The sequence below is a fragment of the Streptomyces glomeratus genome (assembly GCF_021462825.1).
Taxonomy (GTDB): Bacteria; Actinomycetota; Actinomycetes; order Streptomycetales; family Streptomycetaceae; genus Streptomyces; species Streptomyces glomeratus.
On record NZ_JAKEEB010000048.1, the window covers coordinates 1 to 16,609 of the forward strand.

The following is a 16,609-nucleotide window of genomic DNA, read 5'->3' on the forward strand; positions in this document are numbered from 1 at the left end:
GGGCAGGACCTCGACCGTGGTGTCGGCCCGGTCGGCGGCGATGCACCGGATGCGTCCCGCGGGGATGTCGAGAACGGAGGAGATCGGGGCGGGGGTGTCGAACTTCTGCATCGTGCTCTGCTGCTTCTGCATCGTGCGCTCCTTCGACTCGGCCTTTCTTGCTTCGGAAACGCTACGTTGCGTTCATGAATTAGGCAACGAGTCCGTTGCGCTTAAGGGCAATCAATGCACGTTGTTAGCGAGAAATCGTTGCAACGGCTGTAGGTCTAATGCAACAGACCACACCCTGGCTGTTGCAATGGATGTAGAGTAAACGCTATCCTGCAGGCACCACGGATCGCGAAGCGAGATCGCACGGCAGGGCGTCAGCATCCTCGGCCCCGACACCCCGGCCGCCATCCGCCTCGGGGACATCGCCCGCTTCGTCGACTTCGTCAGTGTCCGGGCCTGGTCGGTCAGCGCTGTGTGTCGCCCGCGGCGGGGTCCGGTTCTGGGGATGAGCCCTTCGGGCGAGGCATGGCCTGGTGCTCGTCTTGAACGGCCGCGGCGGTGGCGCTTCCTGCAGGCGTGATGATCGGATAACGCCGGTCTGGTGTCGATTTCGAGGACTTCGGTGGGGTGAGTACCTCGCGCATGAGTCCAATGGCCTGACTGATCTGTGCGCCCGCGGTGTTGGCGGTGAACATGGTGAGCGCCTGCCTGCGGCCGAAGGGGGCGGTGCGCTGGCCGGCGAGCCAGAGCATGTAGTCCTTGCCGGGTTTCAGGCCGGTGGCCGCGACTTGGAGGAGGTCCAGGGCGCCGAGTGCGCTGACCGAGACCGTGGCGTGAGCGTGCTCAGTGCTGCCCTTCGGCGGGGAGAGCACCGCACCCGCGGGCCGCCCTGGCAACCGATTTCGCGAGGGCCGGGTCTTCCTCGCCGGGGATGCGGCGCACGTCCACTCACCGGCCGGCGGCCAGGGCCTCAACACCAGCGTGCAAGACGCGTACAACCTGGGCTGGAAGCTGGGCGCGGTGGTGCGGAACGGCGCGCCCCCCTCACTCCTCGACACCTATGAGGAGGAACGGCGCCCGATCGCCGCCGACATGCTCGGTCTGTCGACGAGCGTTCACCGTGGCGAGACCCGCCGCGGCGAGGCGACCCATCAGCTCGGCCTCGGCTACCGGACCTCCTCCCTCACCGAGGAAACCCGCGGGGCCCCGGGCCCGGTGAGGGCGGGCGACCGCGCGCCGGACGGGACGGTGAAGGGGGTGCGGCTGTTCGACGCGTTCCGGGGGCCGCACTGGACCCTGCTGACGGCGGACACGGACGCGGCACAGGGGTACGGCGCGGGGGGTGTTTCTGATCCGCCCGGACGGTTACGTGGGGTGGGCGGGAGACACGCGGACGGGTTGGCAGAGTACGCGGAGCGGGTGGGAGCCGAGGGAGCGCACCGGGTCCCGTAGCGGGCTTCGGAAACGCGGCGGTGCTACAGACGGACGACGATCAGGGCGATGTCGTCGTCTCCGCCGCCGCTGGCTCCGAGGCGGGACAGCAGGGTGTCGGCCAGGTGGTCGGGACCGAGGCGGGAGTGGGCGGCGAGGATGTCGATGAGCCGTTGCAGTCCGGCGTCGATGTCCTCGTCCCGGCGTTCGATGAGCCCGTCGGTGTAGAGCACGAGCGTGTTGCTGCCCGGCGCGGCGGAGGCCACCGGGAGCTCTCGGCGGTAGGGCGCACGGCGGGTGTTGCGGGTGCTGCGGGTGCTGCGGGTGCTGCGGGTGCTGCGCAGCGCGGCGGGTGCGGCCGGTGCGGCGAGCGCGGCGGGCTGGTTCGCCGGTGGGCCGCATGTACAGGCGGCGGCCGCAGCGCAGTACCTCCAGAGTGGTCAGCATCGGCGAGAACCCGCCGGAGTGTGGTGGTCCTGATCGGGGACGCCGGGCGGGTTCGACTTCGTTGCGGCGGTTGCCAGGAGGGTTGGAGTAGGCCCTCGCTGACTGGTCAGCCGCTGGGCCGGTGGCAGTTCTTGGATCCCGCACCGCACGGGCACGTTGCGAAGACCCCGGAGTCTCTCGTCAAGCTGGGCAAGGCGTTCGCCGCCGCCGACTGCCACCAAGCGCCCGTCCACCGAGCGCAAACCGGCCGGGTGGGGGTGCGGGGGACGCCGGCCGAGAGCCCGCGCGCGGGTCGGTGCGTCAGGCGGCGGAGACCTGTGACTACCGTCGCTTGAGCCGGTCGGCGACCGCGGTGAGAAGCTCGTCGGACAGGCCCGGATCGGCTACCGCCCGGGACATGAGCACGGCGCCGACGAGGGCGCTGAGCGTGAGCATCGCCTCGGCCCGGGCCTCTTCGGAATCGTCGTCAAGGCCGGCGATCAAGTCCAGGTATGTGCGGACCTGTTGCTCGTAGGCCTCTTTCAGGTCTTGGTCTCCGCGCCCGGCGGCGGCGCCGAGAGTGACCAGGGCGCATCCGGTGCCGGGTGCATCGCGGTGTTGTTTGTCGAGGTAGGCGTCGATGAGGCCGGCCCGGGATCGCTGTTCGTTCTTCCCCGCGGCCTGCTCCATCTTCGCCGAGCCCTCCGCCAGGGCCAGGGCCGCGGCCTGGGCGATCAGGTCGTCCCGCGAGGTGAAGTGCTTGTAGAACCCGCCGTGGGTCAGACCCGCCTCCTTCATGAGGTCCGCGACGCCCGGGCGGGTGAGGCCCTCCTCGCGGATGCGGCGGGCGGTGACCTGCAGGACCCGCTCACGCGACACAGCCTTGGCTGCCTGGGAGTGACCCATTTCTCGACCTCACGGTGTATGCCGACTGTCCGATCAGTCTGGATGACGTTCATCATACACCTTGCTCATGTCGTACCGGATGGTCCGTCGAGTGCAGGCTCGGTGCTTTGTCGCCCGGCGAGCGCCGGGCGGACGTGGGACGTCAGCCCTCCGCGCCCGTCGGGACTGCCGGTCGAAACGTGCCCACCGGCTGCCCTTGACATCGCGGACGGTCCGTCACACCCTAGCCTGGATGATCGACATCATCCACCCTGGAAAGGCCCACCACATCGACTGACGAGCTGGACCGTCCCGTACCCCTTGTCCGCGAGCCAGGACCGCGCACGCTTGACAGCAAAGGAACGAATGATGGACATCGAAGGATCAGTCGCCCTGGTCACGGGGGCCAACCGTGGCATCGGCCGTGCGTTCGCCCGTGCCCTGATCGAGCATGGCGCCGGCAAGGTCTACGCAGGCGTCCGCGACCCCGCATCAGTTGCCGACCGGGACGTCACGCCGCTGCGCCTGGATGTCACCAAGCCCGAGGATGTCCTCCAGGCCGCAGCTGTGGCGGATGACGTCACCATTGTGATCAACAACGCGGGCATCGGCGGCGCCCGCACCAAGCTCTGGGAGGGCTCCTTCGACGGTGCGCGCGAGGCGATGGAGGTCAACTACTTCGGCACCTGGGCCGTTTCCCGGGCGTTCGCCCCCGTCCTCGCCCGCAACGGTGGTGGCGCACTGGTGAACATGCTGTCAGTGGCCTCCTGGGTCGGGCACCCCCTGTTCCCCGGCTATGCCGCTTCCAAGGCAGCGCAGTGGTCCTTGACGGACGCCCTGCGGCAGGCGCTGCGCGAACAGGGCACCTTGGTGGTGGGCGTGCACGCCGGTTTCGTGGACACCGACCTCAGTGCCTGGACGGACGCGCCGAAGATCAGTGCGGCCGACGTGGCCGAGCAGACCATGCAGGCCCTGGCCCACGGTCGGAGCGAAGTCCTCGCCGACGAGGAAACCAGGCAGGTCAAGGCCGCTCTGTCGCAGCCGCCCAACCCCGAACCCCGCACCTGAACGCCGACCCGCCCCGTCCAGCCGGGTACACCGACGTCCGGCCATCGCTCGCGGTGTGCCTCCCGGCCATCGGCCGCGGTGCGCCTCCCGAACATCGGCCGCGGGGTGCCTACCGGCCCTCGGCGTGCCTACGTGCAAGCCGGCCCGGCGCGGCTGGGTGTGCCGCGGGGCCGCCGCAGCCGCCCAGGGTGAGCGAGAGAGAGGAACGTGGTGAGGGCCCGGCGGCCGGGCGGCTTGCCCCACCCGGTCATGCCCGGCCGACAGCCGCCGTGGTCACCTTGACGGGCCAGGCGTTCCGGGACCGAGCCACGGCTGACGCCGGAGACGTCCTCTCCGCCGGCGTAGGCACCTGCGAACGCTCCTGCGTACGACGCACAGGCCGGACCCGGCTGGAACCTCCTCGGGCGGCTCCCCATCTTTCTGTGCAGGAAGGCAGAAGCGGCGGCACCCGGCCCCCGCAGGGGTGTCTTCACCAGAGGGAAGAACATGGTACGGCGGACAGCAGCGGTCTCCGCGATCGGCCTGGCGGTGCTTCTGGCCGCCACCGGCTGTGGCCGGAGCGAGACCGTCTCCACCCAGCCGACCACGGGAGCGGGGCAGACGAGCACTCCCACCACCGGGTCGAGTGCGTCCTCCTCGGCCTCGCCCCACACGACTGGGGCCGCCGCCTGCCGAACGCCGCAGCTGCGCTGGAAACTGACGCGCCTCGAGGGCAAGAGACACAACGCGCCGACGGCCCTGCTCGGCGTCACGAACACCGGCACTCGGCCGTGCGCCTTCGACGGCTACCCCGGCATCGATGTCTATGTGGGCAAAGGCCCGAGCGTCTCGTCGAAGCCGAAGAACATCACATCGGTCCGGCTGGTGCTGAACACGGGCCATGCAGCCGAGTTCCCCCTCTTCTACACGCCGACTGCCGACCCGCACGGGAGCTGCTTCATTCCGGGCGACGACGACCCCCGCATCTCCGTGCGCCCACCGCACGCCGCTGCCGGCGACTACGGTGCCTCCGCGCAGCTGACCGACGCGAACGGCCGCCGTCTGCGGGTGCAGGTGTGCGGGACCACCATCCAGCTGGGTGCGCCCCAACTGCGTTAGGTGATATGGCCATATCGCGTGCGAACTCTTCCGTCCGTGCGATCATGGTGACTGCGACCGCTGACCACGGTCGACCGGAAAACCGCCTTTCGGCGGCACGGGGGAGACGCAACGGGACGCGCTGTCATGTGCGGTGAGCACCGCGTTGCAGGCGGACAGCGGGACATCACGCATCGTGCCGCGTAGCAGTGGATCGCCGTGCGGAGGACCAGGGCCGGTCCGGCCCACGGCTTCGCCGTGACCGCCCTCGACGCGCCCAGTCGGCGACTCACCGTGCTGCCTCACTTGGAGAAGACCACGTTGCATAGAAGACGAATGTTCGGAGCTGTGTGTGTGCTGTGCACCGCGACGCTGATGGGCAGCACGACCGCGGCCCACGGTGCCACGCCCCCACCCACCACCGGCCCGGCGCCGGCAGCTCCGCTCAAGGCCACGTCCGTACCGAGCGCCTCGCAGTCGGTCACCGCCTCGCCGTCAGCCGACGACAACTGGACGGTCCAAGAGGCCATCCGGTTCTGGACACCCCAGCGGATGGCCTCCGCCACCGACCCTTCGGGCCGCGTCGCCCGGCCGATGGGCTGGATGGCATCACGGAACAACGGCCTGACCGGCGCCGGGCTCACCGGTCAGCACTTCGGTGGCATCAAGTCCGTCGGCATGCTCTTCCACACGGACAGTGGCATGCGGGCGCACTACTGCTCGGCCAGCGTGGTGCGCAGCGCGGGACACGACCTCATCCTCACCGCCGGACACTGTCTCGGTAAGAACGCCGCGTTCATTCCCAAGTACGACCCCACCAAGTCGGCGGCCAAGCAGCCGTACGGGGTCTGGCCGGTCAAGGAATGGTTCCGCGACAAGCGGTACGCCTCCGACAAGAGCGCCAACTCCGACCTGGACTTCGCCTTCGCCAGCCTGAAGCCCAATGGCCGCCGGAAGATCCAGGACGTCGTCGGCGCCAACACCCTGGCCCGTACGCCCGGCTTCACCAACAAGGTGACGGTCATCGGCTACCCGTCGATCGGACACAACCCGCAGGACCAGGCGGTCCGCTGCGCCAACGTCCGGACGACCGCGCTGCCGTCCTACTACCAGATGCAGATCGACTGCGGCGGTATGTGGGGCGGTGTCTCCGGCGGGCCCTGGTTCTCCAAGTTCGACGCCTCGGGCAACACCGGCGAGATCATCGGCAACGTGGGCGGCTTCAACGGGGGCGGCCCCGACGTGCCGCCCAGCGACCCGCTGTACAACCGGATCACCTACAGCCCGCTGCACGGGGACCGCTTCTTCCAGCTCTACGCCGATGCCCAGAACGGCCTTCACACCGACCACGGCCCCTATCACCAGCCGCCTCTGCCCTACACGATGGGCAACGGTACGACCTGGAAGCACGCGAAGCTGATGGCCTCGGGCGACTTCAACGGCGTCGGCCACAGCGACGCGATCGTCGTCTGGGACGACGGCGAGGTGACCCTCTACACCAGCGACGCCAACGGCCACTTCGTCGCCGAACGACAGATGCTGGCCGCCAACACGACCTGGAAGCAAGCGGCGACCATCACCGCGGGTGACTTCACCGGATCGAACCGCTTCGACCTGATGGTGCGCTGGTCCGACGGTGAGGTCACGCTCTACGGCGACGTCGGCACCAACGGCCTCAAGGTGCCCGGCACCCGGATGATCGGTCCCAACGACATCTGGAAGAACGCCACCCAGATCGCCGCGGGCCGTTTCAACGCCTCGCAGTATGTCACCGACCTGATCGTGCGCTGGTCGAACGGCGAACTGACCCTCTACACCAATGTCGGCGCGGGAACGTTCGGGCAGGAGCACAAGCTCAAGGACCCCCATCACACCTGGAAGGACGCCACGCTGCTCACCAGCGGCGAGTTCTCCGGCAACCAGAAGTGGGACCTGATGGTGCAGTGGTCGGACGGCGAGCTCGACAACTACGTGGGCACCACCCCCTCCGGACTCGGTACCGAGGCACGCATCAAGAACCCCAACGGCCTCTGGACTCACAACACGGTGATGACGACCGGCAACTTCACCGGCAACCACCGCACCGATGACCTGATCGTCCGCCGGTCTGACGGCGAGACGACGATGTACGTCAACACCGGCAAGGACCACCTGGGTACCGAAGAAAACCTGGTTCCCCACGCCTGACCCGAAAGCCCACTCCACGGTGCCGCCCCACGCCCGTCCGCGCTGGGCGGCACCGCACCCGCTGCGATACATCGGCACGGGCGTCGGCCGGCTGCTGCTCGCCGAGGGGGAGGAGTGGCTCACCGCGAGGGGCAGGGATACGGCGATCCTGTGGGTGTTCAGCGACAACCTGCCCGTACGCGCCTTCTACGAACGGTCGGGGTGGACGTACGCCGGTCATGAACAGGTCGACGCCGGCCTGCAGAAGGCGGGCTTTCCCGTGCGGGAACGGCTGTGCTTCAAGGTGCTCGACGAGCCCTTGCGGGAGACCGCCGTCTGATGCCCGAGTGGGCCGATCAACCGATCGAGTCGTGCCGTGCTCGTGGTGGTCGCGGCCACGGACGCGGCGGCGAGTGCTCTCACGTCAATTCCTCGTGTACGTGACGATGCTGACGCCGGAGTCGAAGCTGCGGCGTGCGGTCGGGAGGAAGCCGGTGGGGGCGAACGGGCCGTCGAAAAGCGGGATACCGGTACCGATGACGACCGGGTTGCGCTTGATGATCAGTTCGTCGATTTCGTCGCGGAGCGCGGCGGCCAGCTTGCCGCCACCGGCCAGCCAGATGCCCATGCCTTCCCGCTGCTTCAGGTCGCGGACCAGTGCGGCCGGGTCTTCGGCGACGATCTCCACCTCCGGGTCGGCGGAGGTCAGGGTGCGGGAGACGACATACTGCTCCAGGTGGGCGTACGGGCTGGTGATGCCTGCCTTCAGGGCCGGCTCATAGGTGCCGCGACCCATGATCACGGTGTCGAAACGGCGGTGCGGGGTTGCGGTCAGGCCGAATGGCCCGCGGACGTGCACCGGCATGGTCTCGGGATACTCGGCGAGGATCGCCTCCCGGACCTCCCCCTCGAAGGGGAAGAAGTCGTAACCACCGTCCGGTCCGGCGATGTAGCCGTCGAGGCTGGCAGCGACGTAGTAGGTGAGCTTGCGCATCCGGTCTCTCTTCCGTCTGGTGACGTGGCGGGGCCGTAGGGCTGTTCACGTCCTGCCGTTTCGCGTTCATGTACTGTGACTGAAGTGGTTTGACCGTAGTACTGCACCCGCAGTGGTGTCAATGAGTCTCCCAGGAGCTGTGGATGCGTCAAAATCCGGCCCGCCGCACCGCCTTGCTCGATGCCGCCATCGAGGTCCTCGCCCGCGAGGGCTCCCGAGGCCTGACCTTGCGCGCCGTCGACAAGGAGGCGGCCGTCCCCACCGGGACGGCGTCCAACTACTTCGCCAACCGCGCCGACTTGCTCGCCCAAGTCATGGGACGCACCCGCGAGCGTCTGACCCCCGATCCGGCCGAGCTGGCCGACACGATGAACGCCGCGCCGTCACACGAGCTGGTCAGGGCCCTGATGCTGCAGCTCGTCGACCGCATGCGACACGACCGCAGCAGTCACCTGGCCATGCTCGAACTGCGTCTGGAGGCCACCCGGCGGCCCGAACTCCACACGGAGCTGACGCATTTCCTCACCGCCGAACTCGGGGCCAACATCGAGTTCCACCTGGGCCACGGCCTGCCCGGCGACCGCACCGGGGTGGTACTGCTCTATCTGGCCATGCTGGGGCTGATCGTCGATGACCTGACCGTCCCGGAACTGCTCACGCCGCACCGGCTCGACGCCCTGATCGACGCCATGGTGACGCGTCTCCTCCCGGAGGACACCGGCTGCCCACCGCGGCCTCCGTGCTCCGCCTGAGCGCCGGAGCCTCGTCACCGTCGACCTTCCTACCGGCTGAGCTTCAGTGTCCGGTCGGTACGCGCAATGTGCGGGAACCGTACGGGATCCGTACGGTTCATGGACTAGGGTGAGCAGTGGGAGGTGTGCATGTCGGAGCTGTTCGAGGCGGTCGATGCGTTGATCGCGTCCGCGTCGCCGCTGCCGCCGCCGGCGGAACGCAAGCGGCTGCGCCAGGCGCACGGGCTGACACTGGACCAGGTCGCCGGCGCGCTGAAGGTACGGCGGGCGACGGTGAGCGGCTGGGAGAACGCGAAGACCGAACCGAGGCCGCCGGAGCGGGAGGCCTACGCGCATCTGCTGAAGAAGCTCGCTGAGCTCTACCCCGCCGATACGGCCGCCGCGGCCGCCACCCCGGCATACGAGACGCCCACGACCGTGCCCGCGCCCTCGGGCGCGGCACCGGCAGAGGCACGGACCGCAGCCGGCAGGCCGACGCCGGACGCCACGGCCACGACTGCCGCCGAGAACACCCCGCCGCATCCAGCCGCCGTAGCCGCGTCCCGTCCGGAGGCCGCCACAGGGCCGCCGACGAGTCGGCCGGGAGCGAGGAAGGCCGCCCCCGAGAAGACCCCTGCGACCGCGCCTGCACCGGCCGGGGCCGATCCGCGGTTCGAGAACGGGCCGCTGGCCGTTGTCGACGTCGACCAGGAGGGGGAGGTCCTTGCCTACTGCGTCGACGGCCTGGTCCTGGACGTACCCGCCAAGTCGCTCCCGTCGCTTGTCGACTGGACCCTCACCGAGGCGAGGCTCGGCGCGCCGCGCCTGAACGGCTCGGGGAAGGACGCCGACCCGCTGCTCGTGCTCACGGAGGCCGCGTGTGAGCGCTACGGGCTGCCGGCGCGCCTGTCGAAGGAGGAGCGCCTGGCGGGACGGATCCCCGATTCGCACAAGGTCGTCACACAGTTGCTGCGGGCGAACTGGCAGCTGACGAAGCGGGGGTTCGGTCCGTGGGCACGGATCTACCGCCCGGCCGAGGGCGGCCGGCGCAGGTGCGTCCAGCTGTGCGTCCCGTCCTGGGACGCGCTCGACACGCGCCACTGGGATGGCGCGGCGCAGCTGCCGCCGGCCGAACTGGCCCGCGTTCTGGGCGCCTACGCGACCCGGGTGATGACCCCTCGCGGCTCCACCGCCGTGACCGGCCTGGAGCTGATGACCGCCCTGCACCCGCCCACGAGGGCGAGCCGGCCGGATGAGAGCGGCGAGCGCCGCAGTGAGCACAATCCGGGCTCGCTCGGCAGTCATCCGGTGGACTGCGCGCCGTGCGAGGCCCCCGACGGGCACCCGCTCCTGGCCGCCCTGCCCCGTTTCCACCAGCGGGGCCCGGAGGAGATGTTGCTGGAGGAGGCGTACGACTGGGCGCGGCCGCTCACCGACGAGGAATGCCTCAGGCGCTACGTGGTCGGTATCGACGTCAATGTGGCCTTCGGTGCGGCCGCCAACGGTGCCCTCGTCGGACTCGCCTGCGAGCCGGTCCATGTCAAGGAGCCGGCCTTCGATCCGAAGCTGCCCGGGAGCTGGCTGGTGGACCTCTCCCATGTGGATCTGTCCCGCGTGCTGGTCGGCAAGCGGCGGCAGCACCTTGACGGCGAGCTGCTGCCCAGCCCGTTCACCCCGACCGGCCACCGGCCCGAGGGGCCGGCCTGGTATGCGACCCCGACCGTGGCGTATGCGGTGGAACTCGGCTACGAGGTCGCACCTCTCGAGGCGTACATCAGGCCTTCGAGCGGCCGCTATCTGGACGGCTGGTACAAGCGGCTGCGCGACGCCTACATCGCCACCATGGGGGACCTCGGCGTACCGGAGGACCTGACTCCGGAGCAGTTCCTGGCGGCGATGGACGGTTGCAAACAGCGCGATGAGCAGATGGCGATCGTGCTGTCCGCGATCAAGGCGACCGTCAAGGGCGGCATCGGCAAACTCAGGGAGCGACCCCGTGGCGGCGGGTGGCGTCCGGGTCGGCCATGGCCGGCCCTGTCACGGCCGACCTGGCGGCCCGACATCCGGGCCGCCGTCATCTCCCGGGCTCGTATCAACATGCACCGCAAGATGCTCGCGCTCGCCGCGGCCACCGGGCGGTATCCGGTGGCGATCCTGTCGGACTGCGCCGTGTACGCCGCCGACGGCCCCAGCCCGCTGGACGTCCTGCCCTACCGAGGCGGCAAGACGGTGCCCGGCAGCTTCCGGCTCGGTGTCTCCCCGGGGATGGTCAAGCACGAAGGCACCCAGACCACCTTGTGGGCCGAAGAGGTACGCGAGCGGTACGGCCAGGAACTCAACCTCGCCCGCTACATCAAGGACGGCCGGATCACTGCCGCCGACGGCGGAGAGTAAGAGAGGGGCCGGTCGATGGACACGGTCGGGGAAGGCCTCGAAGAGGCGCTGCAGAAGGCGTTCACCCGCCCCGTCCCGAAGAGCGCGGGCGCGCAGATGCGGTACCTCGTCAAGCAGCTCAAGGGCACCAGGGCGGCGGCCGAGCTGCTCGGAATCACCCAGCGCACCGTCGAACGCTACGTCAAGGACCAGATCCGGAAGCCCAGACGAGAGCTCGCGGAGCGTCTCGAGCGCGAAGTCCGCAGACGGTGGCAGCCGCAGATCCGCGCCCGGGCCAAGCAGCAGGCGGCCACCCGGACCGGACTGGTCATCGACACCCGCGCCCGCTTCGGCTACACCGCGGCCCCCGGCACCACCGACGACCCCCGGCTGCGCCACCTCACCGTGGCACTGCCCCCCGAATACGCCGCCCGCTTGTTCGACGCCCAAGAAGCCGGCGCCGGCGAGCGGCAACTGCGTGACATCGCAGCCGACGGCCTGGGCGAGATCTACTTCCGCGACCGAGGCCGCCGCGCATACGGCCTGGATGTGGAGTTCACCGATGTGGAACATGTGGAGTTCGACCTGTAGCGGCTGCGCGGGAGGTGCCGGCATGCGGTGGTGGGGTGCGGGGTGGGCGGTCGCCGGGGTGATCGTGCTGGCGGCCTGCGGTGCGTCTTCGGGGCACGGGCCGAGCGCAGGACCGTCCGCGGACCGCTCGGCGGAGCCGTCGAGCAGCGCGCCGACACACAGCTCTACGACTCCGGTCCCGGCTCCGCGCTCGACCTCGCCCGGGAGCCCAGGCACGCCGAGCCGGTCCGCGTCGGCCGCTCCGCCCTCCGTTTCCGCGGGAGGCTGCGCCGCCGGGCATGCGCAGGTCACCGTCGCGCCCGGTGACGCACCCGTGCGGCGGTTGTGCGTGCGGCCCGGAGCGGTGGTCTCGCTCGTTCTGGAGCCGCGGGTCGACGACAGGCGCTGGACGGTGGTGCGGAGTTCCGCGCCGGTCTTCGTCGTGCCGTCCGGCTGGGGGGTGGGCGCGGATGGTGCTGCTCGTGCCTCGCTGCGGTGTGCGGGCACCCGGGGTGGCACGGCCAGGGTCATCGCGCTGGCGAAGGCACCGGATGTGGCGGGCGCGGCGCGCGCCGCCTTCACGCTGGACGTGAGTGTGGTGCCGTATCCGAAGGAGGGGTGATCCCGGAAGCCGGGACCACCCCTCGCGCATCGGAGGTGCGTCAGTCGCAGTCACGCACCCTGATCGTGTAGATGCCGCGGCCGTGCGTGGCCGCGTACAGGGTGCCGCCGTCCGGGCTCAGCTTCAGCTGGAGCACGGCCACGGCCGGGAGAGAGCCGACGCGCTGCCACTTGGTGCGCCCCGGCGCCCGGTACACCACACCGAGGTCGGTGGCGAGGGCGAGGCCGCCGTTCGCCGTGACGACCGCGGAGTCGGTCGGCACATCGGGAAGGTTCGCCGAGATGTCCTTCCATGTGGTGCCGCCGTCGGTGGACTCGAAGACGTGGCCGACGCCGGCGCCGGGCCCCTCGGTCCAGTGCCGGGAGAAGCCGTTGACCGCGAGGAAGACGTGGTCGGCGTTCTTCGGGTCGATGGCGAAGCCGCTGAGGTAGCGGTTGGGCACCGTGCCGTCCGTGCCGGTTGCCGGGAGGGCGATGTCGTGCCAGCCGGTGCCGTCCGCGTTGCCGACGGCGATACCCCGGGCGAAGCCCTGGTTGTTGCAGGGCCCGCACCAGGCCGCGTACACCTTGCCGCCGGAGGCCGCGACGGCGGTCGCGGTGCGGCCGGCGCCGAGGTCGTACAGGCTCTTCCACTCCGAGCCGCTGCGGATGGCGTAGCCGTGGTCCTGCACCCAGATGTGGCGGCCGCCCGCGATCCAGGTGGAGCTGTTCTTCATGTCGGCCGCGAGCGGAGCGATGAAGCGGGCCTCGCTGGTGGCGTTGTCGGCCGGGGCGACGTTGTACGACGTCGCCTTGCTGGGGTCGGTGGTCCAGGAGCCGTCGTTCAGACCGCAGTTCTGGGTGACCTGGACCGCGAGGTAGACGTACTCCTCGGCGATGTTGCACCCGTTGGCCGGATCGGTGAGGGTGTCGCCGCCGTCGCCGCCGAAGTTGGAACCCATGACCTTGTCGTCGCCGCGCAGGACGGACTGACCGTTGTCCTGCAGGCCGCCGGTGACGGAGACGCCGCCATGGTCCAGGTCCCTGCCGATGCCCACCGAGTAGTACTGGAGGGTGTCGATGGTGCCGTCGTTGAGCGAAGTCCAGTCGGTGGCGTGGCCGGAGGCGTCCTGGGAGCCGTCGACCGGGCGCCTGTAGGCACCGCCGTCGTTACCGACGTACACGTAGCTCTTGCCGTGGTAGCTGCCGATCGCCACGCCATGCTGGTCGGAGTGCGTGGTCTGGCTGCAGCTGCCGGTCTGCCTGGCCGGGTCGATGCTCCAGCAGGAGAACGGGAAGTTCCAGTACGGGCCCACGGTGGACCAGGTGGCGCCGCCGTCCTTGGTCTCGTAGACCTCCTCCAGTCCCGCATACACGTGCTGGGGGTTGGCCGGGTCGACGGTCAGGAACTGGTTGTACCAGGCCTGCACGCCCGGCATGTAACCGGCCGTGGTCAGCGCGGAGCCGTCGGCGGCCAGCTGTTTGTAGTCGGCGATCTTCGTCCAGGGCCCGAAAGGGGAGGCGGCGCTGTAGATGCCCGCCAGGCCGCTGTCCGGGTTGGTCGCCATCTGCTCGGGCGACTGGTCGATGGCGTAATAGCGGGAGCCGTCCGTGGACCGGGCGAAAGTGACCGTGCCGACGTTGTGCGCGTCGGTCGGCAAGTCGCCGAAGCCGCTGGTGATCCGCTGCCAGCTGCCACCGACCTTGGTGTAGAAGCCGTTGTAGTCGTCACCGCTGCGCCAGCCGACCGCGAGGATCACCCTTGAGGGATCCTTGGGGTCGACGGCGATGTCGTTGGTGATGTTCTTGTACGCTGCGGCGCCGTCGGTCGCCTTCGAACCGCCTGGCAGATAGTCGGGGTTGGGCGCGAACTCCAGTGTCCAGGGCCCGCTCAGGCTCTTCGTGGAGTGGCTCCACACGCCCTCGCTGGTCGCCGCCCACACCTTGCCGCCACCGAACCGCAGTTGGCGGATGGTGGTGCTCTCCAGCTCGTCGCCGCCGACCCGGGTGCGCGTGGAGAAGGCGCCGTGGTGCGGGTCGGACAGCCTGTACACACCGCTGCCGAGGTACGCGTCCGCGTTGGTGTTCGCCTCGCCGGTGCCCAGCCACAGCCGTCCGTCGCCGTCGAGGGCGAGCGCGCCGGTGGACTGGGAGGGCAGGCGGTCGCTGATGGGCTGCCAGCGCCCGCCGCCGGTCCGCGAGCGCCACACTCCTCCGCCCGCGCTGCCCGCGTAGACATAGCCGTCGTCGTCTGCGGCCATCGCGGCCATCCGGCCGGTGACGTGTCCGGAGCCGCCGCTGGAGTTGGAGTCGATGTCGCGGTAGCGCGGGTCGTCGGAGTCGTACGGCAGGCCGGTGATGTGCCGCCAACTGCCGCCGGTGCTCGTCAGCTTCGTCAGACCGCGCCAGGCTGCGCCGTAGGCACCCGGCGCGACGATGCCGGGCGAGGTGCGGGCCTCGGCGTACTGGTCCGCGCCCTCGGCGATTTCATCGGCCTCGTTGCCGTCGTCCCCGTCTTCCGACTTCGCTTGGGGGTGGATGACGCCGACCGAGTGCTCGCGCTCGGCCGCCAGTTGAGCAAGCGCCCGGGCCCCGAAGGGGCTGGTGTGGCGACCGGGCGCGGCGCTCGCGGGTATCGCGACGAGCCCGGCGGACGCGGTGATGGCACAGATCGTGAGCCACCGTCTTCTGCGGGATTGTGCTGGCACCAGATCCTCCTGAACGGGTGTGATACAGCCGTCGCAGGAGACCCGATCACGATCGGACGACTACGTCCGACACTTGGGCAACATTTTGTCCGGAACCTGTCACTCATCAGTGGCCGCGGGATGCCGACCAGTCGCTGACAGGCTGAACGATCGCAGGTCCTCGCGAGGACCCCGCCCCCGCGTGACGAGGCAGCGGCAGGCAGCAAGGTGGTACGGGCGGCCCATTGCAGGCGAGCTGGTCGATCCGCAACAGCGCTCGCTGGGTGCCGTGACATGAGCCGTCAGTGCAGGCCGGGCCCGGTCATCCCTGGCACGGCCGCCGCCGGCGCAGCTCGACAGCGGCGGCCGGCTCGATGTCTGCGGCCAGGGGGTTTCGACGGGTCGGTCGGATCAGGCCGCGGCGTCCGGCGCGCTGCATCGCAAGGCGGAGGACCGCCCGCGTACTGGATGTACTCCGGTGGTCCGACAACGCGGCGAGGTGCCGTACCGGGCGTCGCGGACCCGGGCTGATCCAAACGAAACCCTAGGAGCGCAGGACCGACCGTACGGCGTCCGCCGAGCGGCCCACCACCGCTGTCCCGTCGTCCGCCGTGATGATCGGGCGTTGGATGAGGGTGGGCTGCGTGGCCAGGGCGTTGAGCCAGCGGTCGCGATGCGCGGCGTCGCGCTGCCATGTGTGCATGCCCAGCTCGGCCGCGGCCGGTTCCCCGAGCCGGGTGATGTCCCAGGGCTCCAGCTGCAGCCGTTCCAGCACCTGCTCGAGCTCTTCCACGGTCGGCGGCTCTTCCAGGTAGCGCCGCACCGTGTACTGGGCGCCCTCGGCGTCCAGCAGGGTCAGGGCAGAGCTGCACTTGGAGCAGGCCGGGTTGATCCAGATTTCCATGTGTTGCGGTCTTTCGCTGTCGGGCCGCATCGTGCGCGGCGTTGCCGGTCAGGAGGCTACGCCGGCCAGGGCGAGGAATTCGCTGCGGGAGCGGGCGTCGGAACGCAGCAGGCCGAGCAGAGTGGAGGTCATCGTGCTGGAACCGGTGGCCTGGACGCCGCGCAGGGTCATGCAGGAGTGCTCGGCCTCGATCACCACGCCGACGCCCTTGGGTTCGAGGTGAGTCTGCAGCCAGTCGGCGACCTGTTTGGTCAGCCGTTCTTGGACTTGCGGGCGGCACGCGAAGTGCTCGACGACGCGGGCCAGCTTGGACAGGCCCAGGATGCGGGCACCGGGCAGGTAGCCGACGTGGGCGGTGCCGACGAACGGCAGCAGATGGTGCTCGCATACCGAACGGACCGGGATGCGACGGGCCAGGACGAGTTCGTCGTAGCCCTCGTCGTTGGGGAAGGTGGTCAGGTCGAAGGGGCGCGGGCTGAACAGTTCGGCGTAGGCGCGGGCCATCCGGCCAGGTGTGCCGCGCAGGCTCTCCGAGGCGGTGGAGATGCCGAGGGCGTGGAGGAACTGGCCGGCCGCGGTTTCCGCGGCGGCCAGGTCGATGCCTCCGGGCTGATGGACTACCCGCAGGGCGGGCCGTGCGGGTGCCGTCACTTCCTCGTGGTGTGGATCTCTGTGTGGGGTGGTGCGGTGGGGGCGCTCGGTCATG

General features: G+C 69.9%; 15 protein-coding genes and 4 pseudogenes. 11 read left to right on the top strand and 8 right to left on the bottom strand.

All coding sequences use genetic code 11. The features are described 5' to 3' along the window. Positions 1-111: pseudogene (locus LZ604_RS36710) on the bottom strand (DUF4097 family beta strand repeat-containing protein); the annotation flags it as partial. A gap of 235 nt (positions 112-346) precedes the next feature. Here LZ604_RS36710 and LZ604_RS36610 point away from each other — a divergent pair. After that, a pseudogene (locus LZ604_RS36610) lies at positions 347-439 on the top strand (MarR family transcriptional regulator); the annotation flags it as partial. Between the two features lie 16 nt (positions 440-455). On the opposite strand, the gene LZ604_RS32420 reads toward LZ604_RS36610, so the two are convergent. Further along, on the bottom strand, positions 456-863 hold the full coding sequence (locus LZ604_RS32420) for a hypothetical protein (RefSeq protein ID WP_234519593.1): 408 nt from the start codon (positions 861-863) through the stop codon (positions 456-458). Between the two features lie 5 nt (positions 864-868). On the opposite strand from LZ604_RS32420, the pseudogene LZ604_RS36145 reads away from it, so the two are divergent. Continuing rightward, positions 869-1,443 (top strand): annotated as a pseudogene (locus LZ604_RS36145) (FAD-dependent monooxygenase); the annotation flags it as partial. Positions 1,444-1,466: 23 nt separating this feature from the next. Here LZ604_RS36145 and LZ604_RS32430 read toward each other — a convergent pair. Then, a pseudogene (locus LZ604_RS32430) lies at positions 1,467-1,664 on the bottom strand (SpoIIE family protein phosphatase); the annotation flags it as partial. A gap of 55 nt (positions 1,665-1,719) precedes the next feature. Between LZ604_RS32430 and LZ604_RS32435 the strand changes: the two are divergent. Further along, positions 1,720-1,902 carry a hypothetical protein gene (locus tag LZ604_RS32435; RefSeq protein WP_234519595.1) on the top strand — a complete coding sequence of 61 codons (183 nt, stop codon included), beginning with the start codon at positions 1,720-1,722 and terminating at the stop codon, positions 1,900-1,902. A 288-nt stretch (positions 1,903-2,190) separates the two neighbouring features. Here LZ604_RS32435 and LZ604_RS32440 read toward each other — a convergent pair whose 3' ends face one another. Beyond that, positions 2,191-2,754 carry a TetR/AcrR family transcriptional regulator gene (locus tag LZ604_RS32440; protein ID WP_234519596.1) on the bottom strand — a complete coding sequence of 188 codons (564 nt, stop codon included), beginning with the start codon at positions 2,752-2,754 and terminating at the stop codon, positions 2,191-2,193. 348 nt (positions 2,755-3,102) lie between these two features. Here LZ604_RS32440 and LZ604_RS32445 point away from each other — a divergent pair, with 348 nt between their 5' ends. The 4 genes from LZ604_RS32445 to LZ604_RS32460 all read left to right on the top strand — a co-directional run bounded on the left by LZ604_RS32445 (position 3,103) and on the right by LZ604_RS32460 (position 7,384). Beyond that, complete coding sequence (locus LZ604_RS32445) at positions 3,103-3,801, top strand: SDR family oxidoreductase (protein WP_234519632.1); 699 nt, start codon at positions 3,103-3,105, stop codon at positions 3,799-3,801. A gap of 486 nt (positions 3,802-4,287) precedes the next feature. Beyond that, on the top strand, positions 4,288-4,899 hold the full coding sequence (locus LZ604_RS32450; protein WP_234519597.1) for a DUF4232 domain-containing protein: 612 nt from the start codon (positions 4,288-4,290) through the stop codon (positions 4,897-4,899). Between the two features lie 315 nt (positions 4,900-5,214). Beyond that, positions 5,215-7,065: a trypsin-like serine peptidase gene (locus tag LZ604_RS32455; protein ID WP_234519598.1), complete on the top strand. Its 1,851-nt coding sequence runs from the start codon at positions 5,215-5,217 to the stop codon at positions 7,063-7,065. 19 nt (positions 7,066-7,084) lie between these two features. After that, positions 7,085-7,384, top strand: coding sequence for a GNAT family N-acetyltransferase (locus LZ604_RS32460; RefSeq protein WP_234519599.1), 300 nt, complete (start codon positions 7,085-7,087; stop codon positions 7,382-7,384). Positions 7,385-7,468: 84 nt separating this feature from the next. Here the strand turns inward: LZ604_RS32460 and LZ604_RS32465 are convergent, their stop codons facing one another. Continuing rightward, positions 7,469-8,038 carry a dihydrofolate reductase family protein gene (locus LZ604_RS32465; RefSeq protein WP_234519600.1) on the bottom strand — a complete coding sequence of 190 codons (570 nt, stop codon included), beginning with the start codon at positions 8,036-8,038 and terminating at the stop codon, positions 7,469-7,471. Between the two features lie 143 nt (positions 8,039-8,181). On the opposite strand from LZ604_RS32465, the gene LZ604_RS32470 reads away from it, so the two are divergent. The 4 genes from LZ604_RS32470 to LZ604_RS32485 all read left to right on the top strand — a co-directional run bounded on the left by LZ604_RS32470 (position 8,182) and on the right by LZ604_RS32485 (position 12,334). Continuing rightward, positions 8,182-8,790, top strand: coding sequence for a TetR/AcrR family transcriptional regulator (locus LZ604_RS32470; protein ID WP_234519601.1), 609 nt, complete (start codon positions 8,182-8,184; stop codon positions 8,788-8,790). 129 nt (positions 8,791-8,919) lie between these two features. After that, positions 8,920-11,163: a telomere-associated protein Tap gene (gene tap / locus LZ604_RS32475; RefSeq protein WP_234519602.1), complete on the top strand. Its 2,244-nt coding sequence runs from the start codon at positions 8,920-8,922 to the stop codon at positions 11,161-11,163. Positions 11,164-11,178: 15 nt separating this feature from the next. Continuing rightward, the gene (gene tpg, locus LZ604_RS32480) at positions 11,179-11,733 is read left to right on the top strand and encodes a telomere-protecting terminal protein Tpg (RefSeq protein WP_234519604.1); all 555 of its coding nucleotides are present in this window, start codon (positions 11,179-11,181) and stop codon (positions 11,731-11,733) included. 343 nt (positions 11,734-12,076) lie between these two features. Continuing rightward, positions 12,077-12,334, top strand: coding sequence for an acetyl-CoA synthetase (locus LZ604_RS32485; protein WP_234519606.1), 258 nt, complete (start codon positions 12,077-12,079; stop codon positions 12,332-12,334). 40 nt (positions 12,335-12,374) lie between these two features. Here the strand turns inward: LZ604_RS32485 and LZ604_RS32490 are convergent, their stop codons facing one another. From LZ604_RS32490 to folE, 3 genes are all read right to left on the bottom strand, one after another. Beyond that, on the bottom strand, positions 12,375-15,020 hold the full coding sequence (locus LZ604_RS32490) for a two-component regulator propeller domain-containing protein (RefSeq protein WP_234519607.1): 2,646 nt from the start codon (positions 15,018-15,020) through the stop codon (positions 12,375-12,377). Between the two features lie 523 nt (positions 15,021-15,543). Next, a complete protein-coding gene (locus LZ604_RS32495) occupies positions 15,544-15,903 on the bottom strand; it encodes an ArsC/Spx/MgsR family protein (RefSeq protein ID WP_234519608.1) in 360 nt (119 codons plus the stop codon). Positions 15,904-15,951: 48 nt separating this feature from the next. Next, positions 15,952-16,608, bottom strand: coding sequence for a GTP cyclohydrolase I FolE (folE, locus tag LZ604_RS32500; protein WP_372482253.1), 657 nt, complete (start codon positions 16,606-16,608; stop codon positions 15,952-15,954). Position 16,609: the final 1 nt, after the last annotated feature.